Here is a 23,759-nt window from a genome sequence, read left to right as displayed (position 1 = left end):
ATTTTTTTGCAAAATTTTCAATACTATTCTATTATATGTTAAAATTTAAGGGATAATATAATTGAGGTGAAGTATGAAAAAAATTTCTAAACTGGACAGTAATACAAAAGAATATTTAATTCTTTACGCCTTTGGACTTCTTTTACTACTGAGTTCTTTCTTTGTAAATAGTCCAAAAGAAATATTTGATGGAATGAATACAATATTTTTTTCTCCAAGCAATTTAACAACCGATTATATTGAAATAGGAAATTTAGGAGCGGCACTATTTAATAGTGGGATGATGACTTTACTTTCCATATTTCTTGCAAGGAGAGTTGGCGCCATGATAAATGGCCCACTAATTGCAGGTATATTTATAGTGTCTGGATTTTCTTTTTTCGGAAAGAATATATTAAACTCAATTCCAATAACCATTGGTGTATATCTCTACGCAAGGTCAATTAAGTTGCCATTTAAAAACTATATTTTACCGGCACTTTTTGGATCGTGCTTGGGACCACTTGTAAGTGAAATTGCCTTTGGAATGAACCTAGATTTATTTAAGGGCATACTCATAGGATACCTTGCGGGGATTTTTGTTGGTTATATCATACCACCACTTTCCCAATCATTTTTAAGATTTCACAGAGGATTTAGTTTATACAACGTCGGCTTTACTGCGGGCATCATTGGAATGTTTATAACGGCAACCTTTAAGATGTTTAATGTGAACATCGAAACTGTAAGCTATATCTCCAGTGGACACGACCTAGAGCTTTCCATAATACTTTACATTATATTTGTTGCCATGGTATTCATCGGCATAGTTAAGAGTGGAAATATTATAAAAGAATATAAAGAATTACTAAAGAATACTGGACAGCTTGTTGCAGATTTCTTTGATCTCTATGGATATGGAATAACGCTTTTTAATATGGGAGTTATGGGAATAATTTTTACCACCTATATACTTCTAATTGGTGGAGAGTTATCGGGACCGGTTGTGGGAGGGATACTAACCGTTGTAGGATTTTCTTCCTTTGGTAAACATCCTAAAAACACAATTCCAATTCTTATAGGCGCAAGACTGGCTGTTTTATTAAATATTTATGATGAAAACTCTGCCTCATCACTTATGATTATGTTATTTGGAACAAATCTTGCACCAATTTGTGGTAAATATGGTTTTATAGCAGGGGCCGTTGCAGGCTTTGTGCATGTTGCAGTTGTTTCAAACCTAGCCTACCTTCATGGTGGCTTAAACTTATATAACAATGGATTTGCAGGTGGATTTGTAGCAGCCACACTTGTTCCACTTTACGATTCAATTATATTGGCATATAAAAGGAGGAAATATGATACTAGACGATAGTGCTATTATTTCAAATAAAATAACGGTATCTCTTTTAACTTACATGTATAGCAATGGAGTAAAAGATATTACCGTAAGAATACAAAACGAAGATGACAAAATTGTCATTGTAGCCGAAGGTGAGACTGATAAAAAACCGCACGACTTGGAGGAGTTTAACAAGCTTTTGAATAATAAGAGACTTCCATCAATCGGAGGCTACTATAGTAATATGCTTGGCATAGGGGAAGATGTTAACGATATAAATCTTTTAAGTTCCATGGTGGACGAGGGAATGATTTTATATCATGAAAAAGTTCTATCCTTTTATGCTGCGAGACATAAGTAAATGTTGAAATGTTGTTGATTTTCATTAGACCTGTTCGTGGTATAATAGCTTCAGGAGGTAATAATGAATACAAAAATTAAAAAGACTTTAGCAGGCTTTTTTGCCTTTAGCATATTATTTAATGCGTCAATGGCAAAGGCTGCTGAAATTGACACAGAAGTTATAAATGAAAGATGGGGCAAGCCTACATTTGCATATGGCGAAACCTTAAACGAAAATCAAAAGGACAGCACAATGAAGTTACTTGGAGTTAAGGATAAGGAAAATATCAACTCCATAAAAGTAACCTACAAGGACTTGGTTAAGTACATTGGTGGAGACCTATCTAATCCGGCAAATATGATTTCATCTGTACTTGTAACAAAGGAAAATGAGGGCAAGGGAGTGGAAGTTGAAATAAAGACTCCCGAAAATATAACTCAAATCACAGCGGACCAATATAGAAACGCCGCACTTACTGCAGGTGTGGAAGATGCCACAATACTCGTTGGAGCAATAAGACCCGTAACTGGAGAGTCTGCACTTACTGGAGTGTACAAGGCCTTTGAAGCAAATGGCGAAACCTTGGACAAGGAGAGAATGGAAGTTGCCCAAGATGAACTTGACACTGTTAATCAAATCAGCCAAGAGAACAAGGCCAAGGAAGGATTTGACACAGACAAGCTGGACGAAGCGATTACTGACATCAAGTCAAGCCTTGGTGATATAAAGAACAACCAAGACAAACAACCAACCCTTGAAGATATTAGAAGAGTTGTGGAAGAGTCGCTGGTTAAATACGACTTAGATAAAGTTGTAACTCAAGATCAAATGGACAAACTTATTTCCTATTTTGAAAAATATGCAAACACCGATGCAATAACTTCAGAAGAAGTTGCAAAGCAATTAAAAAAATGGGGAGGAGCCATCCTTGACGGGGCAAAGGATGCATACAACGAAGCAGAAAAAAGTGGTCTACTTGATCAAATCTCTGCCTTCTTAAGAGATGTGTTCAATAAAATTGTAGAACTATTTAGACAATAATCATATACCTTCTTTATCGAGGAAGATAAAGGAGGTATTTTTCTGTTTTTACAAGCATATGAATCAATGATATAATAGTATCGAACGAATGTTCATAAGAGGTGAGTTATGGATTTTAAAATACATTCAAAATTTAAACCTACAGGCGATCAACCAGAAGCTATTGCAAAGATCGTTGATGGAATAGAAAATAATATGAAGGCTCAGACTTTAAAAGGTGTTACCGGTTCGGGAAAGACCTTTACCATGGCAAACATCATAGAAAAAGTTCAAAAGCCTACACTTGTCATTGCACATAATAAGACCCTAGCATATCAACTGGCGGGAGAGTTCAGGGAGTTCTTTCCTGAAAATGCCGTTGAATTTTTTGTTTCCTATTATGACTACTATCAACCAGAAGCCTATGTTGTTCAGTCTGACACATATATTGAGAAAGACAGTTCTATAAATGACGAGATAGATAAACTTCGTCACTCTGCAACCATGTCCCTATTTGAGAGACGAGATGTTATAATAGTTGCTTCCGTTTCGTGCATCTATGGCTTGGGAGACCCAATTGACTATGAAAATTTAGTTATTTCCCTAAGACCTGGAATGATTAAGGACAGAGACGAGATAATGAAAAAGTTAATCGACATTCAATATGTTAGAAATGATATTAGTTTCGAAAGGGGAACCTTTAGAGTTAGAGGGGACAGCCTTGATATATTTCCCGCATATGAAGAGAAACACTCCATTAGAGTTGAGTTCTTTGGAGACGAGATTGATAGAATCACAGAGATTGATGCATTAACTGGAGAGGTGATTGCAGAGAGAAACCACGTTGCAATCTATCCTGCATCTCACTTTGCTACTTCACAGGAAAAGGTAAAGAGGGCCCTTGTTACAATTGAAGAAGAGCTTGAAGAGAGAGTAAAATATTTTGAAGACAGGGGAAAGCTATTGGAAGCCCAAAGGATTGAACAAAGGACCAGATATGACCTTGAAATGCTTTCGGAAATGGGATTTACAACGGGAATTGAAAACTACTCAAGGCATTTAAGTGGTAGAGCTCCTGGGTCAAGACCTTATACTCTAATCGACTACTTCCCAAAGGACTTCTTGACTATAGTGGACGAGTCCCATGTTACTCTGCCACAGGTTAGGGGTATGTATGAAGGGGACAAATCAAGGAAGACAAACCTTGTGGACTATGGATTTAGACTTCCTTCAGCACTGGATAATAGACCACTTAAGTTCAATGAATTTGAATCAATGATGAATCAAATTCTATTTGTGTCTGCAACTCCAGGACCATACGAAAGGGAACATGAAGAGCAGGAAGTAGAACAGATTATAAGACCAACTGGACTTCTTGATCCAATTATTGAAGTTAGACCGACAAAGGGGCAAATTGATGACCTTGTTACGGAGATTTATAAAAATGTTGAAAAGGACGAAAGGGTTCTTATAACCACATTGACCAAGAAAATGGCGGAGGACTTAACCAAGTATCTTGAAGAGTTGGATATAAAAGTAACCTATCTTCACTCGGACATAGACACCTTGGAGAGGATGGAAAAAATCAGAGACCTACGACTTGGAGAATATGATGTACTGGTTGGTATAAACCTTCTTAGGGAGGGCTTGGACTTGCCGGAAGTGTCGCTTATTGCCATACTTGACGCAGATAAGGAAGGCTTCTTAAGATCAGAGACATCTCTAGTACAAACCATTGGCCGTGCCGCGAGAAACTCCGACGGTAGAGTTATAATGTATGGGGATAATATGACCAACTCCATGGATAGAGCCATTACGGAAACAAAGCGTAGAAGGGAAATTCAAGATGAATACAACAAGAAACACAACATCACCCCTACTACCATTAAGAAGGATATAAGAGAACTTATTGCAGCTACAAAAGTGGCTGAAGACAATGATTACTATAAGATAGATAAAGAAGAGATTACAGCTGATGACATTCAAAAGATTATCATCAACCTTGAAGAGGAGATGTACAGAGCCGCAGAAGTGTTAGACTTCGAGAGAGCCGCTGTGCTTCGTGACCAACTAAAAAAGTTAAAGAGAGAATATTAGGTGATTAATTGAGTTTAAATAAAATTGTAATAAAAGGTGCTAAGGAGAATAATTTAAAAAATATCGACCTAACCATACCTAGAGACAAGATGGTGGTTATTACTGGACTTTCTGGGTCGGGGAAGTCATCCTTAGCTTTTGACACCATATATGCAGAAGGACAGAGAAGGTATGTAGAGTCACTGTCCAGCTATGCAAGACAGTTTTTGGGTCAAATGGAAAAACCTAATGTGGAATATATAGAAGGACTTTCTCCTTCTATTTCTATTGACCAAAAGACCACAAGTAAAAATCCACGTTCCACAGTGGGAACGGTAACGGAAATATATGACTATTTAAGGCTACTATATTCAAAGGTGGGAACGCCATACTGTCCAGTATGTGGCAAGGAGATAACCAGCCAAACAGTGGACCAAATGGTGGATAAGGTCATGTCCTACGAAGAGAGGACAAGGCTACAAGTTCTTGCACCAATTGTGTCGGGGAAGAAGGGAGAACATAAAAAACTCCTTGAGAACATGAGAAAGGAAGGTTACATTAGAGCCGTTATTGATGGTGAGATGTTTGAACTTTCTGAAGATATAAAGTTAAGTAAGACTAAAAAGCACGATATAGATGTAGTAATAGATAGAATTATCGTAAAAGAAGGAATAGAATCTAGACTTACAGACTCAATCGAACAGGGACTTAGACTTTCCGATGGAGTTATAAAAATTTCTATAATCGACGGAGAAGAGCTACTGCTAAGCTCAAAGCTTACTTGTCCCGAAGGCCATGTGTCCTATGAAGAGATAGAACCAAGGTCATTTTCATTTAACAATCCCTATGGAATGTGTGAGGAGTGTAACGGAATTGGGCATCATCTAAAGATAGACCCGGACCTAGTTATACCAAACTACAACCTTTCATTTGAACAGGGTGCAGTGGATCCATTTGCCACTTCAAAGCCTGGAACCTATTACTATGAAATGATAAAAGCGGTTCTTGACAAACATAAATTCCCAATAGATAAGTCCTTTAAAGAGGCTCCAAAGAAGATGATTGACGAAATTCTATATGGAACTAAGGATGAAATTACAATTTCCTTTGAGAGCCACTTCTCAGGATTCAAAAGATATCGTGGAAGGTTTGAAGGTGTTGTAAATAATCTTGACAGAAGATATAGAAGCGCCTCGGACAATATGAAGGACAGAATCGGCGAATACATGACTGAGATAGAGTGTTCAAAGTGTAAGGGCAAGAGGCTAAAGGACAAATACCTTTCCATAAAGATAGAAGACAAAAATATAATTGACATAACAGACATGCCAATAACTGAAAGCTATGAGTGGTTTAGCAATTTGAAACTTACTGGAGCAAAGGAAGTTATTGCCCATGATATAGTAAAGGAAATTAAAAATAGATTAAAGTTCTTAGATGACGTTGGCCTTGGGTACTTGACCATGTCCAGAGCTTCTGGCACATTGTCTGGAGGAGAGTCACAGAGAATCAGACTTGCAACCCAAATTGGTTCTGCCCTTGTAGGAGTTGTGTATGTACTTGACGAGCCAAGCATTGGGCTACATCAAAGAGATAACAACAAATTACTGGAAGCTCTTCGTTCGTTAACGGACATTGGAAACACACTTATTATAGTGGAACATGACGAAGACACCATGAGAATGGCAGACTATATCGTAGACATTGGTCCTGGAGCGGGAATTCACGGTGGACATGTGGTTGCGGAAGGAACCATTGACGACATTATTAAAGTAGAAGACTCCATAACGGGACAATACCTTTCAGGCAAGAAGAAAATTAAAATACCTTCAACAAGAAGAGAGCCAAAGGGCTTTGTAAAAGTAAAGGGCGCCAAGGAAAATAATTTAAAAAATATTGACGTTGATTTTCCTCTAGGTGTAATAACCTGCGTTACAGGAGTTTCAGGATCTGGAAAAAGCTCCCTTGTAAATGAGATACTTTACAAGGTTTTAGCCAAGGAACTAAATAGAGCAAAGGCGAAACCAGGGAAGTTCAAAGACATTGAGGGCATTGAACAGCTTGACAAAGTTATACAAATTGATCAGTCTCCAATTGGACGAACTCCAAGATCCAACCCTGCAACCTATACAAAGGTCTTTGACAGCATTAGAGATTTATTTGCATCTACAAACGAAGCCAAGATGAGAGGATATAAAAAGGGAAGATTTTCCTTCAATGTTAAAGGTGGAAGATGTGAAGCTTGTAAAGGTGACGGTACAGTAAAGGTGGAAATGCACTTTTTACCAGACATCTATGTGCCATGTGAAGTTTGCCATGGCAAGAGATATAACAGAGAGACCTTGCAGGTTAAGTACAAGGGCAAAAACATTTATGATGTGCTTGATATGACCGTTGAAGAAGGTGTTGAATTCTTTAAAAACATTCCAAGCATTGCAAATAAACTGCAAACCCTAAACGATGTTGGCCTGGGATATATAAAGATTGGGCAACCATCTACAGAACTTTCAGGAGGAGAGGCCCAAAGGGTTAAACTTGCAACGGAACTTTCCAAGAGGTCCACAGGAAAGACCATCTACATCCTTGACGAACCAACAACTGGACTGCATACAGCAGACATTCATAAACTAGTAAAAGTTTTAGATATGTTAGTAGACCAAGGCAATACAGTTATTGTAATTGAACACAACCTTGACGTTATAAAGACTGCAGACTATATTTTGGACCTTGGTCCAGAAGGAGGCAGTGGAGGAGGAACTCTAATTGCAAAGGGAACTCCAGAAGAAGTTGCAAAGGTGAAAAAATCTTACACAGGACAATTTTTAAAAGATATTTTAGCAAAATAGGCTTTCTCATTGAGAAGGCCTTTTACTATTTCCCCCTTTTAAACTATAATAAATTCATATGGAGGTTTGTATGATAAGTTTTGTAGTTCCCGTATATAACGAAGAAGACTCACTAAATCTATTTAACGAAAGACTTACGAGAGTTTTAAAAAGCATAGATATGAGTTATGAACTCATCTACATAGATGATGGAAGTAGTGACAATAGTTTAAATATAATAAAGAACTTTGCAAATGACAGCAAGGTGAAATTTATTTCATTCTCAAGAAACTTTGGAAAAGAATCTGCAATGTTAGCAGGGCTAAAGTTTTCAAAGGGAGACTTAGTATGTGTAATGGATGCAGACTTGCAACACCCTCCCGAACTAATACCACAGATGCTTAGTGAAATTGACGACAACACAGATGTTGTTGCGACAATTAGAATGAATAGAAATTCCACCAGTAAATTTTACAACTTTGGTGCAAAGAAGTTTTATAAGATAATGAATAGAACGGGGAAAGGCGTAAAACTAACCCCTGGAGTTCAAGATTTTAGAATAATGAAAAGACAAGTTGTAGATTCAATACTGAGTTTAAATGAGAAAAGAAGATTTTCCAAAGGAATTTTTAACTGGGTGGGATACAACACAAAATATATAGAGATAAAAGACTATAAAAGACTTAGGGGAAAGACTAAGTGGAAGTTTATGGACTCCTTTAGATATGGACTAGATGGAATAATTTCCTTCTCCACAGCCCCACTGGACCTGGCGATTTTTTTAGGAACAATCCTTTCCGCCATCGGATTTTTTTATGCCCTGTACATTGCCATAAAGACCTTGGCACTGGGCAAGGACGTTCCAGGATTTGCAACAATAGTATGTCTACTTTTAATAATCGGTGGAGTAAACCTAATCTTTTTAGGAATAATCGGCTCATACATTGGACGAATATATGAAGAAGTAAAAAATAGGCCTTCCTATATCATAAAAGAAAAATCAGAAGACCTATTTAAAGACAATTAATTTTTGACCAAAATAATTTAAAATAGAAAAAATTCCAAGGCCAATGAGCATGGCAATATTCTCTTGAATTTTAACAGGTTGGCCCTTTAAAACAAACATTGTAAAAGGCTTTGCAATACCATATGCAATTACGTAGCAAATGGCAATGTTTAACGCAAAACGAATTGCCTTTGTCCCAGTATTTCCTTTTGACTGAAAAGTAATGTTCTTATTTAAAAAGAAAGATAAGATACTTGCCAAAGAGAAGTTTAAAAACGAGGACAACCAATATCCAAGATGTAGAACATTGTAGGAGATAAACATTATGCTCATTCCAACAATTGTATTTACAACGCCGACAATGGCAAACTTTATAAAAGTTGAATTAATTTTTTTCAATACATTCACCCCAACAAGTATTATAGCATAGGGAGGTAATAAAAATGAAAATAGGAATAATTTCAGATACACATGGAGACATAGTCCAAGTGGAAAAAGCTTTAAAATTATTAAAAGATTGCAATTATATTGTACACTGTGGAGACGTGTTATATCATGGTCCAAGAAATGATCTACCAAAAAATTATAATCCAAAAGAACTGGCAAAACTACTTTCAGAAATAGAAAACATTTACTACATCAGAGGAAACTGCGACTCAGATGTGGATGAAATGGTTATAGGAAAAGACCTAAGCAAAAAAGAGCAGCTCTTTAAATTTGACGACATAAAAATCTATTGCATCCATGGTTACGAAGAGAGCGAAGAAGAAAGAGTTCAAAGAGCAAAGGAAAAGGGCGCAAAATTTTCAGTGTCCGGCCACACCCATGTGAAAGTTTTAAAAGAAGAAGACGGAGTAATAGTTATTAACCCAGGATCAATCACAATACCAAAAGACGGAAGTTCGTCAGTTGCAGTTATATCAGAAGAAGATGTAAAACTAATTGACCTCGAAACAGGAGAAGTTATAGATACATTAGAATATTAAAAGAAACCCTCGCTACTGGAATGGTAGGAGGGTTTTTTATTTGCTTTAACCCCACAGTATTATATAATTTTAATATAACAACACCTAAGGAGTGAAAATGAAAACTTTAATAATAGATAACTACGACTCATACACCTATAACTTATTTCAACTGGTGGCTGAGGTTACTGAAAAAAAGCCACATGTAATAAAAAATGACGAGGTAAGCTTTGAAGAACTTTTGAAACTGGACTTTGACAATGTAATTATTTCTCCTGGACCGGGGCGTCCCGACAGGGAAGAGGACTTTGGAATTTGTAAGCGTGTTATAGAGGAACTGAACAAGCCAATACTTGGAGTGTGCTTAGGACACCAGGGCATATGGCACTTAAATGGTGGAGAAATTGTTCTAGCTCCAAGGCCGGTGCATGGAGAAACTTCAAAAATTTTTCATAACGACAGTGGATTGTTCGCTGGATTAAAACAGGGTTTTGAAGTGACTAGGTACCATTCTTTAATTTGCAAACCAGAAGAACTACAGGATATTAATGTGGACGCAAAGACGGAAGATGGAATAATTATGGGCATATCCCATAAGTCAAAACCAATTTATGCTGTGCAGTTTCATCCTGAATCAATCTGCTCTGAATATGGAAGGGAGATTATAGAAAATTTCTTCAAACTATCAAAGGAATTTTACGGCGAAAACAGATTAAAATATAGCAAAATAGAATATGATGGTGATGACCTTGCTCTTTTCAAGTCCCTTCATGAATATGACCACAATGTTCAGTGGCTTGACAGTTCCCTTGTAAAAGAAGGTCTTTCGAGATTTTCCATTTTTGGACTTGCCAATGGAAAGAGAAGCCATATAATTAAGTACAATGTGGAAGAGAATGAAGTTACTAAAATAGAAAAAAGTTCCACAACCACAACCTACAAAGATATTTTCAGTTATTTAAAAGAAAATCTAAAAAATTGGGATTATGTTGATGAAATTCCATGCGACTTTCAACTTGGTTACATTGGCTACCTTGGATATGAATTAAAGGGATGTCATGTGGTAAAGAATAAAAAAGTTTATGAATACCCAGATGCATACCTAAGATATATAGATAGAGCTGTAATCCTTGATCATAGGGAAAATGAAATCTATATCCTTTCTTATAACGATGATAAAGAGTTTCATAATGAAATAAAAGAAGTTTTGAAAAGAAAAGTTGAAGTGACCAATGAAAATATTGAGGGAAAGCTTCCAAAGATTTCCCTTTTAAGAAATAGAGAAGAATATATTTCAGATATCAAAAAATGCAAGGACTATATTGTAGAGGGCGAGTCATACGAAATCTGTTTAACAAACCGAATGGATATCGACTATTCATTTGATCCCATTAGATACTACGAAATCCTTAGACAAATCAGTCCAGCGCCATACTCTGCACTTTTGAAATTTGACGAAATTTCAGTGGCATCTTCATCAATGGAAAGATTTATAAAGATAGATAAACATGGCGTTATGAATACAAAGCCAATAAAGGGAACCATTAGAAGGGGCGTGGACAGGGAAGAAGACGAAAAGCTAATTGAAAGTATGAGACAAGACGTTAAGACAAAGGCGGAAAACTTGATGATAGTTGACCTTTTACGTAACGACCTGGGAAAGATTTCAAAAATAGGATCAGTTGAAGTGCCAAAGCTAATGGACGTGGAAACCTACTCCACACTGCACCAACTAGTGACCACGGTGTCGGGAGAACTGGACGACGAATATGACATAATTGACGCATTAATGGAAGTATTCCCAGGAGGATCCATGACGGGAGCGCCAAAAAAGAGAACATTGGAGATTATAGACGAATTAGAATACTGTCCAAGGGGAGTCTACTCCGGTGGCATTGGATATATTTCAAATAACAACACATTGGACTTTAATATAGTTATAAGAACTGCAGTTATAGAAAAGGACAAAACCACCTTGGGAGTTGGAGGAGCCATAGTAAACCTGTCCGATGAAGAGGAAGAATTTGACGAGATACTTTTAAAGGCAAAGGGAGCCCTTGGTTCTGTGAAAGAATATTTTGGAATAGATATAGATGCTGAAATAGAAATTGAAGGCGGTAAGTAGGTTGATGTTAGATTGTCTTTAACACTGAAATCTGATAAAATATTTATAAATATAATAAACAGGAGGATAAAATGAAAAGGAAAATTTTGGCAATGTTTCTTGCTTTCACCATGATTTTTGGAAGCATAGGAACGGTTTTTGCGGAAGGAAATAGTGAAACTAAATTTGTAAAAGATCTATATAGTTCGATAAGTTCAACGTTTAACCACACAGTACAAAGCCATATGGATAGTGAAGAAGTTATGTATTATGCTGTTCTAGACAAAGATAAAAAAGAGGCAGATATATTTATAAGAGATAATTATACAGAAAAGTTACTTAAAGATATTGATGGAATAGGACTGGCAAGTTCTTTGGTATCGAACTGTGCTGTTAGCTCTAGCGAAAATTATACACTTGATGATTTATTTGAGAAATTTCAAGTTGGAAATCAGGAAGCTATTGATGTTGTAAGTATAGCTAAAAAAACATCAAGGTGAAAATCAAAAAGATTTAGCTGAGAAAGAGGTAAAAGAAGAAATTATTTCAAAAATAAGTTCACAGTTAAATTTAGATGTAGATAAGATAAAAGTTAATGATCTTATAGGAAAAGAATTAAATTTTACTTTTCAAAGAAAAGATTATAGAGAGACAAAAGAAATTGGTACAGCTAAATTCAAAGTTACATTTCATAATGAGTCTAATATGAAAAAATATAAGGCTGCTTTTATAGAGAAAAAAGATGGGAAATTAGACACTATAATAGATGCAGAAGAATTCATAACAACAAAAGCAAATGCAAACCAAAAAGCAATTGAATTAGCAGAAAGTTATGCTAATAAAAATCTAAAAGGCTATCAAAAGGTAAATGTAACAACGAAAGATAAAAATGGTGTTGAAGTAGCATATTATGATTTTAAAGAACCGGATGCACCTAATGGAAAGATTAGCGTAACTTGGAGACTTCCAAATGACCAATTTAATAATTATTTTTTAGAAAAGTCATTTGAAAACAAGGCAGAATATCTTATTAAAAATGATGGTGGATATATATTCTCAATGACATTTTTATATCCAAAGGGAACTAATGTAGATAATATAAAAGTTCCAGAAGATAATGATATGGGTGGAACAAGTACATTTGCATTTAATGGATGGGAACCTGAAGTTAAAGGAATTCTTAATAAGGATACAGTATATACAGCAGACATAATTTATAAAGGTGATGATCCAGTTAAACCAAATATAGAAGCGAAAGATAATGGAAGTGTTGAAATAACATTACCAAGAAAAAATGGTAGTGTTAGTACAATTCATGTAACTTATATACCAGAAGGTTCAAAACAATCTGTAAAGGTTGAAGTAATAAGAGACGACATGAAACATAAATGGACCACAACTAATGAAGATATTAAGCTAGATAAAAAAACTGGAAAAATAATTATTCCAGGAAATAAGGTAGCTGATGAAACAGAAGTAAGCGCATGGACTGAAAATTATTATGGACAAAAAATGTCAGAAGCTGTAAAGGTTAAATCAAAAATACCAACAAAACCTGAAGGGGATAGAATTAGTGGTAGAAATAGAGTTGAAACAGCTATTAAAATTTCTAAGGACTACTTTGGTTCCGCGGACACTGTTATAGTTGTTGATGCTTCTAACTTCCCAGATGCAATGACGGCATCAGTACTGGCAAAACAATATAAAGCGCCTATTTTATTAACTAATTCAAAGAAATTAGATTCTAAAGTTAAAGCTGAAATCGAAAGACTTGGAGCTAGTGATGTAATAATTGTTGGTGGAAATTCATCCGTTTCAGAAGCTGTTAGAAGAGAACTAGCTGAAATAGACACAGATGGTGTAGAAAGAATTCATGGTAAGGATAGATATGAAACTTCAGCAAAGGTAGCTAAGGAAGTTGTTGATAAGACTGGAGAGCTAGAACATGCCGTAATAGCATCAGGAGAAGTATTTGCCGATGCATTAACAGTTGGACCTTATGCAGCAAGGGAAGGCTATCCAATATTACTTGTAAAGGAAAAGAGCTTACCAAAATCAGTTAAAGATGCTATAACAGCACTTGATATAAAACAAGTGTCCATTGCAGGTGGTACTGGTTCTGTATCAAAGAAAGTAGAAGGTTTACTACCATCAGTATCAGAAAGACTAAGTGGTAAAAACAGATATGAAACAGCTATGGATATAGCAGTTAATGGAATTAAAAAATCCGACGAAATCTTTGTTGCAAATGGCGAACAATGGATGGATGCACTTGTAATAGGACCAGTTGGTGGAATGTTAAATATGCCAATTCTATTAACTGGAGCAAATAGCGCATCACAATCATTAAAGGACTATATAGCTAAGGCAAAGGTAGAAAAACTTACAGCTGTAGGTGGTACAAATATGATTAGTGAAAGAGTGTTTAAAGAGTTAACAAAGTAATAGAGAGGACCTGGGAGAAATCCTGGGTCTTTTTTTGAATTTTTTCTGAAAAAATTCAAACTTTAAAAGTATATGATGTTTTTCAAGTTTTATCTTACTTCATTTTTATTTCTATAATATTTTCTTTTTTAACCAAGGAGAGAACTAAGAAACCTTGTCGTATGGTTTCTAACGTTCTCTCCTTGAAATCCTCTCTTCCTTACCTTCCAAACGATTGAGACTTCAGTCCTGAAAACCTGCTTTAAAAGAAGAAGAAAATCTTGTTGGATTTTTTGCTGCTTGAGAATGTGTTATGTTGGGTTTAAATTGAACTAAGTATTCTATTTCATCAATGTCTACATTATATTGAATTCTTCGACTCCAATTTTTGCTTGCAAAAATTTCCGCTCAGAATGAACTTAAGGAAGGGAGTCGCTGCCGATTAACAAGGATGACAGACGAGATTATCGCCTCTAATAAATGGTATAATATATTTAACATCACAATGAAAGGAAGTTTCATGGAGAAAATTATTTTAGACAATGGGTTTTTCTTTGGCATGGGTCTTTTTGAAACCATCAAGGTGGTAAATAGAAAGCCAATTCTTTTAAACGAGCATATTAATAGAATCAACAATAGTTTGAAATATTTTAATATGGACCAAGTGGTCAACGAAGAAGACATAACTAATTTCACTGACAGTCATAGTGAAGAGTCCTACGCGTTAAAGCTCTCTGTGTCAGAGAAAAATAAAATTATCACCACAAGAAAAGATCCTTATAATAAAAAAACTACAGATGAAGTGAGACTTAACTTTGCAAGCATCATAAGAAATTCTACTTCTAAAATGGTGTATCACAAGACTTTTAATTATATGGATAATATTTTGGAGAAGAGAAGGGCAAAGGAAGAAGGTTTTTTTGAACCGATTTTTCTAAATGAAAATGGATATATTGCGGAAGGGGCAGTTTCTAATATCTTTTTTATAAGAAATGAGAAAATGTTTACACCTAAATTGTCCACTGGAATATTAAATGGCGTTATGAGAAGTTTTTTTATTGAGCACTTTGATGTGGAGGAGGTGCTGATTAAAAAAGAGGATTTAGAGAAGTTTGATTCTGGATTTATTACCAATTCTCTAATGGGATATGTGGAGTTCGAAGCGTTAGGAGAATTTAATTTCAGAAGAAGTAAAATTACAAATGAATTTGATAAAGAGCTTAGGAAAATAGGCTTTATTTAATAATAATGATGAATAAAATACATTGATATTTTAATTAAAATATTATATTATTACAGGTAAGAGATGGTTAAAGATTGAAGTGAATGAAAGGTGATTTTATGAGATATATTTGTATAGATATAGGCACTACTACAATCAAGGGAATTGTATATGATGAAAGGGGTTTTGTAGTTAACGAAAGCTATAGAAACTCAAATATTGTTAAGCCGGAAAGCGGTTTTATGGAGCAAGAACCTGATGCAATTAAATGGAATTTGAGTTCTGTTTTAAAGGAACTTGTTTCTAAAATTCATGTTGAGAGGGAAGAGGTTGGTTTTATTTCTCTATCTGCATATATGCACTCTCTTGTTGCGGTAGATGAAGATAACAATGCACTTACAAATGTTATGCTCTGGAATGACAGAAGAAGTCAAGAGTTTGTTGAAAGAGCAAAAGAAGATGGAAAGGGCATTGAAATCTATAGGGAAACTGGAACGCCTGTGCATCCAATGAGTCCTCTTTATAAAATAATTTACTTAAGAGAAAAGGAAAATGAAATTTTCGAAAAATCAAAACGATTTGTGGGCATAAAGGAAATAATATTACACTGGATGACAGGGGAATGGGTAGTTGATGAGTCAATAGCTTCTGCAACGGGAATGTATAATATCCACTCTAGAAAGTGGGATGAAAAGGCTCTTGAGTATGCAGGAATTACTGAAGAGAACCTACCTAAGGTATTTAGTACCACCCATGTTATGGATGAATTAACTGATGAGTTTAAAAATGACTTAGGTCTTGAAAAAGATATTCCAATTGTTCTTGGCGCCAGTGATGGATGTCTTGCAAATCTTGGATCCCATGGTCTAAACAAGGGAACTGCTGTATCCACAGTGGGAACTTCAGGAGCATTAAGGGTTGTTACGGATCATCCTCTCATTGATGAAAACGGAGCGATTTTCTCATATATTTTAAGTGATGAGCTATATGTTTCCGGTGGAGCAATTAATAATGGTGGAATTTTCTATGAATGGATTAGAAAGAATTTAAACATTGATAAGCACCTTGATGAAGTTTTCGAAGGCCTTAACCCAGAGGACTATGGAAATGGAATTGTATTTCTTCCATTTATCTCCGGTGAAAGGGCACCTTATTGGGACGCAGATTTAAAGGGCTCAGCCCTGGGACTATCCCATGGTCATGGACCTGAAGATATTTTAATTGCTGCCATTAGAGGAGTGTCCTTCTGTCTAAGGGATGTGTTTGAGGTACTACTAAAGGCAACAGACACAAAGGTAAATGAATTTTATGTTAATGGTGGATTCACTAAGTCTGACATATGGGTTCAAACTTTCTGTAACATTGTGGACAGACCTGTGTTTGTAACTGAACAGGGAGATGGGCCACTATTTGGAGCTTTCTTGTTAGGTATTCTTGCCATTGGAAAGATAAAGAGCCTTGATGAAGCAAAGGACTACTTTATTTCTGGAAAGGAATACTTGCCTATTGAAAACTACAGAAGGGATAAAGAATTCGATATTTATAAAAGAGCTATTGTACAAAATAGGTCATTACTACATGAGCTTGCAAAACTTTCAAGTTCTGTAGATGATAAATAAATTTTAAGGAGGACATTATGTCTGCAACATCGCTTATACTGTTATTACTTGTAACGGTAGGAATTTTATTGTTTTTAGTAATGAAGGTTAAACTTCATGCATTTATTTCCCTATTAATTGTAAGTTTATTCATGGGGATTGCAACAAAGATGCCACTGGGAGATATTGTAAACTCCATGGTATCTGGAATGGGCGGTACATTAGGTTTCTTAGCAACTGTAATCGGACTTGGTGCAATGTTCGGTAAGATGCTTGAAATCAGTGGTGGAGCTGAAAAGCTTGCGAGGACATTCTTAAAGGCCTTTGGAGAAGAAAAGGCGCCTTGGGCAATGCTTATAGCAGGTTTCTTAGTTTCAATTCCAGTATTCTTTGACGTTGGATTTATTATTTTGGTACCACTTGTGTATGCACTGGCAAAGAGTTCTAAAAAGTCTGTACTAGTTTATGGTATTCCACTATTAGCTGGTCTTGCTGTAACTCATGCTTTCGTTCCACCTACACCAGGACCTATCATGGTTGCTGAACTTATTGGCGCGGACCTAGGTAAGGTTATTCTTTACGGTATAATCTGTGGTATTCCTTCAGCTATTGTAGCGGGACCTATTTGGGGTAATCATATTGGTAAAAAGATTATGGCTGAAGTTCCTGAGTACATGGAACTTGATAACAATGTTATTGAAGCTAAAGAACACGAACTTCCAAGCTTTGGAACTATTATGTTCTTAATTATCTTCCCAATCGTGTTGATACTTCTAAACACTGCAACAACTGCTGCTCTTCCAGAAGGTAACACCATGAGAACTGTATTCTCATTTATAGGTCACCCAATTGTAGCTCTTATAATTGCGTGTCTACTTTCATTTGTAATCCTTGGAAGATTTAAAGGGCTTTCAATGGAAGACATACAATCAGTTTCAAATGCTGCTCTAAACTCAACAGGACTTATTATCCTTGTAACTGGAGCAGGTGGTGTGTTTAAACAAGTTCTTGTAGACTCTGGAATTGGTGATGCAGTTGGTAATGCATTTTCAACACTTAGCCTAAGTCCATTAATCTTAGCATTTATAATTGCAGTAGTAGTAAGAATTTCTGCAGGGTCTGCTACAGTATCAATGGCTACAGCAGCGGCAATCGTAGCTCCTATAGTACAAGGAACTTCCGTTGAACCAGCACTTGTTGTAATTGCAATTGCAGCTGGAGCAACTGCTTTCAGTCATGTTAACGACTCAGGATTCTGGCTAGTTAACAGATACTTTGGACTAAGCACAAAGGACACTTTACGTTCATGGACTGTTATGGAAACCTTAATCGGTTTTGTAGGTCTTATAATGGCATTAATATTAAGCTTATTTGTATAGAATAGATAAAGAGGAGGAAAAATGTCTAAAAATAAATTAGGAATCATTGGAATGGCTGTAATGGGCAAGAACCTTGCACTTAACTTTGCGGACAAGGGCTATAAGCTTGCCGTATACAACAGGTCAGAAGAACCGTTGAAGAAAGCTTTAGAAGAAGATGCTACAGGTAACTTAGAGGGTTTTTCCTCCCTGAAAGACTTTGTGGAAAGTTTAGAAAAACCTAGAAGAGTTCTTCTTATGATTAAGTCTGGTGATCCAGTTGACCAAATGTGTAACGAGCTTTTAAAATATTTGGAAAAAGACGACATCATAATGGACGCTGGAAACTCATATTATAAGGACACAATAAGAAGAACCAATGAGCTAAAGGAACATGGCATAAACTTTTTAGGTGTTGGAGTCTCTGGTGGTGAAGAGGGAGCAAGACTTGGCCCTGCAATTATGCCAGGAGGGGACAAAGAGGCCTATGGCCATGTGAAAGAACTTCTTGAAGCCGTATCTGCAAAAAACGAAGATGGTGGTGTTTGTTGTAAGTATGCTGGAACTGACGGTGCGGGACACTATGTTAAGATGGTTCACAACAGCATTGAATACGGCGACATGCAAATTATTGCGGAGATGTATTTAATTCTTCGTGAAGCTTTTAAAATTGACAACGACCAAATGGCTAAAGAGTTTGAATACTTTAAAGATGGTATTCAATCTGGATATCTACTTGACATTGCTGTTAATGTTTTAAAAGAAAAGGACGAAGACGGCTCTTACTTGTTAGAAAACATTAAGGACAAGGCAAAGCACAAGGGCACAGGCAAGTGGGCGGCTCTTGAAGCTATCGACTTGGGAGTTGAAACTTCTGTTCTAGTTGCTGGATTAAATGCAAGGGTTATTTCATCCCTATTCGAAGACAGAAAAGAATTTAGTGAAATGTATCCAAGAGGGGACTATGAAACACTTGACATAGCAATGTGGAGAGATGATATTAAAAATGCTCTACTGCTTTCAAAAATCATAGCATACGCTCAAGGCTTTGCTCTTTTAAAGGAAGCTGCATCTGAGTACAACTGGGACTTCGACTACAAATCAATTGCAGAAGGCTTTACAGCTGGATGTATTCTTCAAGGTAGATTATTAAAAGAGATTATGGATGCATATGAAGAAAATCCAAAGCTTTCAAATCTACTACTTAGTCCTGTATTTGAAGATATAGTTAAAGAATGTTCTTCATCACTTAGAAAAGTGGTTTCAAAGGCCTTTGAACTTGAAATACCAATTCCTGCACTTAGCAGTGGCCTTTCATACTTCGACAGCCTTAAGACCTATCCAGGATCAGCAAATATGATTCAAGGACTTAGGGACTATTTTGGAGCTCATACTTTTGAAAGAGTAGATAGGGAAGGAACTTTCCATCACAAATGGAATAGATAGTTAAAGGGGGCGTCTGAGACGTCCTTTTTTAATTGAGAAAAAGATTGTAATGATTACAATATTTTGCAAGAATATCAAATGAATTTAATCTTTTGTCAGAAATTTCTTGAAATGTTTTAAGTCCTATGCTATAATAAGAATGATAATAAATATCAAATAAATTTTAAATTTTTTTAGGAGGTATTATGTCACAAATAGGAAAGCACATCCCTGAGTTTAAAACTATGGGATATTGCCCAAAGAAAGAAGAATTTGTTGAAGTTAGCAATAAGGATTTTGAAGGTAAGTGGAATGTATTAATGTTCTACCCTGCAGACTTTACATTTGTATGTCCAACAGAACTTGAAGATATGCAAGATCAATATGCAAAGTTACAAGAACTAGGTGCAGAAGTTTATTCAATGTCAACTGACACTCACTTTGTTCATAAAGCATGGCATGACTACTCAGAAGCTATTAACAAGCTTGAATTCACAATGCTAGCTGATCCACATAAAGAAATTTCAAGAGACTTTAATGTATTGGATGAAGAAGCTGGACTTGCACAAAGAGCAACTTTCATAATAGATCCAGACGGAATCATTCAAACAGTAGAAATAAATGCGGATGGAATTGGTAGAGATGCAAGTCAAGTATATGACAAGCTAAGAGCTGCTCAATTTGTTCGTGAAAACCCAAATCAAGTATGCCCTGCAAAATGGAAAGAGTCAGGAGAAACATTAACTCCAGGTCTTGACCTTGTAGGTAAGATTTAATGCTTGATACGAACTTAAAAAATCAAGTACGTGAATATTTACAACTTCTCGAAAGGGAAGTTGTAATTTTATTATCTAGGGGAGATGACGAAAATTCTAAAAAACTTTCGGATTTTGTTGAAGAGATTGCTTCTCTTTCAGACAACTTATCTGTAGTGGAAGAAGATTTGAAATTCAAGCCAAGTTTTAAATTAACCGCCGAAGGAGTAAGTGGTGTAAGCTTTGCTGGAATACCCCTTGGTCATGAGTTTGAGTCATTTATATTGGCGCTACTTCAAGTTGGAGGAAGAACTCCAAAGATTGAACAAGAGCAAATCCAGATGATAAAATCTATTGAAGAGGAACTTGATTTTGAAACGATAGTTAGTTTGAGTTGTCACAATTGTCCTGAAGTGGTACAGGCTTTAAACATAATGGCTGTACTAAATCCTAACATAACCCACACCATGGTTGAGGGAAGTTTCTTTAAGGACTATGTTGAAGATAAAGACGTCATGTCTGTTCCAACAACTTTTTTAAATGGTGAGACTTTTAATATTGGAAAGACTAGCCTTGATAAAATATTAGAAAAAGTTATTGGAGACTCTTCAAAGAAGGACTTAAACATAGATAAGACTCTAGACATGCTTATTGTAGGTGCAGGTGTAGCAGGGGCAACTTCTGCAATTTACGGAGCTCGAAAAGGTCTAGATATGGCAATGGTGGCAAAGGAATATGGCGGACAGGTTGAAGATACTTCGGGAATTGAAAATATTACTGGAATGGAATATATAGAAGGCCCTAAGTATATGGAAAGTGTGCGTTCACATTTAAATAAATATGAAGTTTCTATGTATGATGATGTGGAAGCTCTTGAAATTGTGGAGGGATCTCTGCTTAAATTAAAAACAAACAGGGGAGAAATTTCTGCAAAGTCAATTATAATTGCAACGGGAGCAAGATGGAAGTCTATGGGTGTACCTGGAGAAGAGGAATTTAAAAACAAGGGTGTTGCATATTGCACTCACTGTGACGGACCACTGTTTAAAGATAAAAAAGTTGCCGTTATAGGTGGAGGTAACTCTGGAGTTGAAGCTGCAATTGAACTTTCTTCCATTGCAAAGGAAATAATACTATTACAACGCTCTGACAAGCTTAAGGCAGATAGTGTCTTACAGGAAAAACTTAAGGAGATTTCAAATATAAGAGTCCTAACAAATGTAGATACAAAGGCCTTAAAAGGAGATAACACTCTAAAGTCCATTGAATATGAAAATAGACTGAATGGAGAAATCATAAAAGAAGATATTGATGGATGCTTTATTCAAATTGGTCTAGTGCCAAATACTGAATGGATTAATAATGTTGAAAAAAATAAATTTGGCGAAATCTTGGTGGATAGATTTGGCGCTACGAATATTGAAGGGGTTTATGCTGCCGGCGACTGCACCGACGTTGCCTTTAAACAGATTGTAATTGCACAGGGCAGTGGAGCAACTGCATCCCTTGGAGCATACAACTATCTTATGAGATTATAAAGGGAGAGGGAGACCCTCTCTTTTATTTGTAAAATAAAAAGCCCCTGCAGTGCAAGGGCTAAAACTTAATCTTTAACTATTCTCTTTATTCCTCTTGTCTTATCTAGTAGTCCACTTAATGATATATCTAGATTAATATTGTAGATAAAGTTTGCTAAAAGTTTTGACATATTAACTTGTTTAAACCAAGATCTACTCTTTACTTCTTCTGGAACATAGGTTAGGTTTGTTGAATAAACTGCATCAAGAAGTCCTTTTTCATGGTAATCATCAAACTTTGCTGGTCCTTCTGTAAATAGTGAGAATGAAACTGCAGCATATATTCTTCTTGCACCTTGCTCTTTAAGTTGAGTACAGATGTCAAGCACAGACTCTCCAGATGCTATCATGTCATCTACGATTAAGATGTCCTTTCCTTTAACATCTTTACCAATATACTTGTGTTCAACTATAGGGTTCTTACCGTCAACTATTCTACTGTAGTCCCTTCTCTTATAGAAGATACCTATGTCTTGTTTTAAAACATTTGAATAGTAAACGGCTCTAGCCATAGCTCCAGTGTCGGGGCTTATGATAATCATATCCTTTTTTTCTAATTCTTCTGGAGTAATATTTTCGTTTTCAACAAAATCTTTTACAATTTCTGCAGTTGGATAAATATTTTCAAAAGTTAGAAGTGGAATTGCATTTTGAACATTTGGATCATGCACGTCAAATGTATAGATGCCATGTACTCCCATTTGTTCAAGTTCGTGTAGTGCCATTGCATTATCTAATGACTCTCTTGCCTTTCTTCTATGTTGACGACTTGAATACATCAAAGGCATAACCACATTTATTCTTCTAGCCTTTCCATTAATTGCAGAGATAACTCTTTTAATGTCGGCAAAGTGTTCATCTGGTCCAATTCTTGTCTCCATGCCATACATCTTATAAGTAAGTCCGTAGTTTCCGATATCTGCTAAGATGTAGATATCTTTTCCTCTAACGGTTTCGTTGATAGTTACCTTTCCTTCTCCGTTTGAAAATCTCACTTCAGAAATGTCGGTAATAAATGTAAAATCTGGATCTTTAATACCATATTGCTCTTTTAAAAATCCATCAACTTCTTTACCTAATTGACAACAACTCTTTAATACTATTAGCCCCAATTCGCCATAAGGGGTATCAGAAAAAAACTCTTCAGACATTTGTAGCTCCCTTCAAATTTACTTTAAATTAAGAATATCACAGTTGGTACTAATTCTCAAACATAAAGGGGATAAATATTTCTAAATGTACTATAATAAAAGCTGGAGGGTTAAATGGAAGATAAAAAAATTTTCTTTATGAAAGAGGCTTTGAAGGAAGCAAAGAAGGCGTATGAACTAAAAGAAGTGCCGGTGGGATGTGTAATAGTCAAGGACGGAGAAGTAATTGCAAGGGCACATAACCTGGTGGAGTCTTTACAAAATCCTCTTAAGCACGCAGAGCTTATTGCCATTGAAGAGGCAAGCAAAAAGATTGGCAGTTGGCGTCTATTAGACTGCGAACTCTATGTAACACTGGAACCTTGTGCAATGTGCGCTTCCGCCATGGTCTATTCAAGAATAAAAAAAGTTTATTTTGGTGCCTATGATAAAAAAAGGGGTTTTGTAGGCTCAGTAGATAATATTTTACAGAGGAAAGAGCTTAATCATACAGTGGACTTTGAAGGGGGAATTTTACTGGAGGAGTCACTGAGTCTTATACAGAACTTTTTTAAAGATTTAAGAAAGAATTAATAAATTTGTGTTATAT

Annotated in this window: 19 protein-coding genes; 17 read left to right on the top strand and 2 right to left on the bottom strand. The window is 35.9% G+C overall.

From position 1 onward, the window contains the following. Window positions 1-73 precede the first annotated feature (73 nt). The 6 genes from L6651_RS03710 to L6651_RS03685 all read left to right on the top strand — a co-directional run bounded on the left by L6651_RS03710 (window position 74) and on the right by L6651_RS03685 (window position 8,612). Window positions 74-1,354: a DUF1576 domain-containing protein gene (locus L6651_RS03710; RefSeq protein WP_237036679.1), complete on the top strand. Its 1,281-nt coding sequence runs from the start codon at window positions 74-76 to the stop codon at window positions 1,352-1,354. After that, a complete protein-coding gene (locus L6651_RS03705; protein WP_237036678.1) occupies window positions 1,338-1,682 on the top strand; it encodes a hypothetical protein in 345 nt (114 codons plus the stop codon). Before L6651_RS03710 ends, L6651_RS03705 begins: the two co-directional genes overlap by 17 nt. Window positions 1,683-1,745: 63 nt before the next feature. Further along, window positions 1,746-2,705: a DUF1002 domain-containing protein gene (locus L6651_RS03700; RefSeq protein ID WP_237036677.1), complete on the top strand. Its 960-nt coding sequence runs from the start codon at window positions 1,746-1,748 to the stop codon at window positions 2,703-2,705. A gap of 108 nt (window positions 2,706-2,813) precedes the next feature. Continuing rightward, on the top strand, window positions 2,814-4,781 hold the full coding sequence (gene uvrB / locus L6651_RS03695) for an excinuclease ABC subunit UvrB (RefSeq protein ID WP_237036676.1): 1,968 nt from the start codon (window positions 2,814-2,816) through the stop codon (window positions 4,779-4,781). Between the two features lie 8 nt (window positions 4,782-4,789). After that, on the top strand, window positions 4,790-7,606 hold the full coding sequence (uvrA, locus tag L6651_RS03690; RefSeq protein ID WP_237036675.1) for an excinuclease ABC subunit UvrA: 2,817 nt from the start codon (window positions 4,790-4,792) through the stop codon (window positions 7,604-7,606). 70 nt (window positions 7,607-7,676) lie between these two features. Then, window positions 7,677-8,612 carry a glycosyltransferase family 2 protein gene (locus L6651_RS03685; RefSeq protein WP_237036674.1) on the top strand — a complete coding sequence of 312 codons (936 nt, stop codon included), beginning with the start codon at window positions 7,677-7,679 and terminating at the stop codon, window positions 8,610-8,612. On the opposite strand, the gene L6651_RS03680 is transcribed toward L6651_RS03685, so the two are convergent. Continuing rightward, window positions 8,595-8,990 carry a GtrA family protein gene (locus L6651_RS03680; protein WP_237036673.1) on the bottom strand — a complete coding sequence of 132 codons (396 nt, stop codon included), beginning with the start codon at window positions 8,988-8,990 and terminating at the stop codon, window positions 8,595-8,597. The genes L6651_RS03685 and L6651_RS03680 overlap by 18 nt on opposite strands. Window positions 8,991-9,034: 44 nt before the next feature. Here L6651_RS03680 and yfcE point away from each other — a divergent pair, with 44 nt between their 5' ends. From yfcE to ahpF, 10 genes are all read left to right on the top strand, one after another. Continuing rightward, complete coding sequence (gene yfcE / locus L6651_RS03675) at window positions 9,035-9,577, top strand: phosphodiesterase (RefSeq protein ID WP_237036672.1); 543 nt, start codon at window positions 9,035-9,037, stop codon at window positions 9,575-9,577. A gap of 97 nt (window positions 9,578-9,674) precedes the next feature. Beyond that, window positions 9,675-11,681: an aminodeoxychorismate synthase component I gene (pabB, locus tag L6651_RS03670; RefSeq protein ID WP_237036671.1), complete on the top strand. Its 2,007-nt coding sequence runs from the start codon at window positions 9,675-9,677 to the stop codon at window positions 11,679-11,681. 71 nt (window positions 11,682-11,752) lie between these two features. Continuing rightward, a complete protein-coding gene (locus tag L6651_RS03665) occupies window positions 11,753-12,160 on the top strand; it encodes a hypothetical protein (RefSeq protein ID WP_237036670.1) in 408 nt (135 codons plus the stop codon). A 205-nt stretch (window positions 12,161-12,365) separates the two neighbouring features. After that, window positions 12,366-14,105, top strand: coding sequence for a cell wall-binding repeat-containing protein (locus tag L6651_RS03660; protein ID WP_237036669.1), 1,740 nt, complete (start codon window positions 12,366-12,368; stop codon window positions 14,103-14,105). Between the two features lie 499 nt (window positions 14,106-14,604). After that, window positions 14,605-15,327 (top strand): aminotransferase class IV, encoded by a 723-nt coding sequence (locus L6651_RS03655; protein ID WP_237036668.1) that lies wholly within the window; start codon window positions 14,605-14,607, stop codon window positions 15,325-15,327. Between the two features lie 98 nt (window positions 15,328-15,425). Beyond that, complete coding sequence (locus L6651_RS03650) at window positions 15,426-16,925, top strand: gluconokinase (RefSeq protein WP_237036667.1); 1,500 nt, start codon at window positions 15,426-15,428, stop codon at window positions 16,923-16,925. Between the two features lie 17 nt (window positions 16,926-16,942). After that, complete coding sequence (locus L6651_RS03645) at window positions 16,943-18,283, top strand: GntP family permease (RefSeq protein WP_237036666.1); 1,341 nt, start codon at window positions 16,943-16,945, stop codon at window positions 18,281-18,283. A gap of 21 nt (window positions 18,284-18,304) precedes the next feature. Beyond that, on the top strand, window positions 18,305-19,708 hold the full coding sequence (gene gndA / locus L6651_RS03640; RefSeq protein ID WP_237036665.1) for an NADP-dependent phosphogluconate dehydrogenase: 1,404 nt from the start codon (window positions 18,305-18,307) through the stop codon (window positions 19,706-19,708). 185 nt (window positions 19,709-19,893) lie between these two features. Continuing rightward, window positions 19,894-20,463 (top strand): alkyl hydroperoxide reductase subunit C, encoded by a 570-nt coding sequence (gene ahpC, locus L6651_RS03635; protein WP_237036664.1) that lies wholly within the window; start codon window positions 19,894-19,896, stop codon window positions 20,461-20,463. Continuing rightward, entirely contained in the window at window positions 20,463-21,980 is a 1,518-nt protein-coding gene (gene ahpF / locus L6651_RS03630) for an alkyl hydroperoxide reductase subunit F (protein WP_237036663.1), read from the top strand. Before ahpC ends, ahpF begins: the two co-directional genes overlap by 1 nt. Window positions 21,981-22,045: 65 nt before the next feature. Here ahpF and L6651_RS03625 read toward each other — a convergent pair whose 3' ends face one another. Then, entirely contained in the window at window positions 22,046-23,170 is a 1,125-nt protein-coding gene (locus L6651_RS03625; protein ID WP_237036662.1) for a ribose-phosphate pyrophosphokinase, read from the bottom strand. Between the two features lie 114 nt (window positions 23,171-23,284). Here L6651_RS03625 and L6651_RS03620 point away from each other — a divergent pair, with 114 nt between their 5' ends. Further along, entirely contained in the window at window positions 23,285-23,743 is a 459-nt protein-coding gene (locus L6651_RS03620) for a nucleoside deaminase (RefSeq protein WP_237036661.1), read from the top strand. Window positions 23,744-23,759 lie beyond the last annotated feature (16 nt).

Source organism: Mediannikoviicoccus vaginalis, from assembly GCF_928097925.1.
Classification (GTDB): Bacteria; Bacillota; Clostridia; order Tissierellales; family Peptoniphilaceae; genus Mediannikoviicoccus; species Mediannikoviicoccus vaginalis.
Note: the sequence above shows the minus strand (reverse complement) of the source record. Positions and strands in the feature narration are given on the sequence as shown.

Coding starts and splice junctions, on each gene's coding strand:
- uvrB (WP_237036676.1), top strand. CDS start 2,814: ATGGATTTTAAAATACATTCAAAATTTAAACCTACAGGCGATCAACCA.
- L6651_RS03620 (WP_237036661.1), top strand. CDS start 23,285: ATGGAAGATAAAAAAATTTTCTTTATGAAAGAGGCTTTGAAGGAAGCA.
- L6651_RS03700 (WP_237036677.1), top strand. CDS start 1,746: ATGAATACAAAAATTAAAAAGACTTTAGCAGGCTTTTTTGCCTTTAGC.
- L6651_RS03705 (WP_237036678.1), top strand. CDS start 1,338: ATGATACTAGACGATAGTGCTATTATTTCAAATAAAATAACGGTATCT.
- L6651_RS03685 (WP_237036674.1), top strand. CDS start 7,677: ATGATAAGTTTTGTAGTTCCCGTATATAACGAAGAAGACTCACTAAAT.
- L6651_RS03665 (WP_237036670.1), top strand. CDS start 11,753: ATGAAAAGGAAAATTTTGGCAATGTTTCTTGCTTTCACCATGATTTTT.
- L6651_RS03660 (WP_237036669.1), top strand. CDS start 12,366: ATGAAAAAATATAAGGCTGCTTTTATAGAGAAAAAAGATGGGAAATTA.
- L6651_RS03655 (WP_237036668.1), top strand. CDS start 14,605: ATGGAGAAAATTATTTTAGACAATGGGTTTTTCTTTGGCATGGGTCTT.
- L6651_RS03645 (WP_237036666.1), top strand. CDS start 16,943: ATGTCTGCAACATCGCTTATACTGTTATTACTTGTAACGGTAGGAATT.
- yfcE (WP_237036672.1), top strand. CDS start 9,035: ATGAAAATAGGAATAATTTCAGATACACATGGAGACATAGTCCAAGTG.
- L6651_RS03710 (WP_237036679.1), top strand. CDS start 74: ATGAAAAAAATTTCTAAACTGGACAGTAATACAAAAGAATATTTAATT.
- pabB (WP_237036671.1), top strand. CDS start 9,675: ATGAAAACTTTAATAATAGATAACTACGACTCATACACCTATAACTTA.
- ahpF (WP_237036663.1), top strand. CDS start 20,463: ATGCTTGATACGAACTTAAAAAATCAAGTACGTGAATATTTACAACTT.
- gndA (WP_237036665.1), top strand. CDS start 18,305: ATGTCTAAAAATAAATTAGGAATCATTGGAATGGCTGTAATGGGCAAG.
- L6651_RS03650 (WP_237036667.1), top strand. CDS start 15,426: ATGAGATATATTTGTATAGATATAGGCACTACTACAATCAAGGGAATT.
- ahpC (WP_237036664.1), top strand. CDS start 19,894: ATGTCACAAATAGGAAAGCACATCCCTGAGTTTAAAACTATGGGATAT.
- L6651_RS03625 (WP_237036662.1), bottom strand. CDS start 23,170: ATGTCTGAAGAGTTTTTTTCTGATACCCCTTATGGCGAATTGGGGCTA.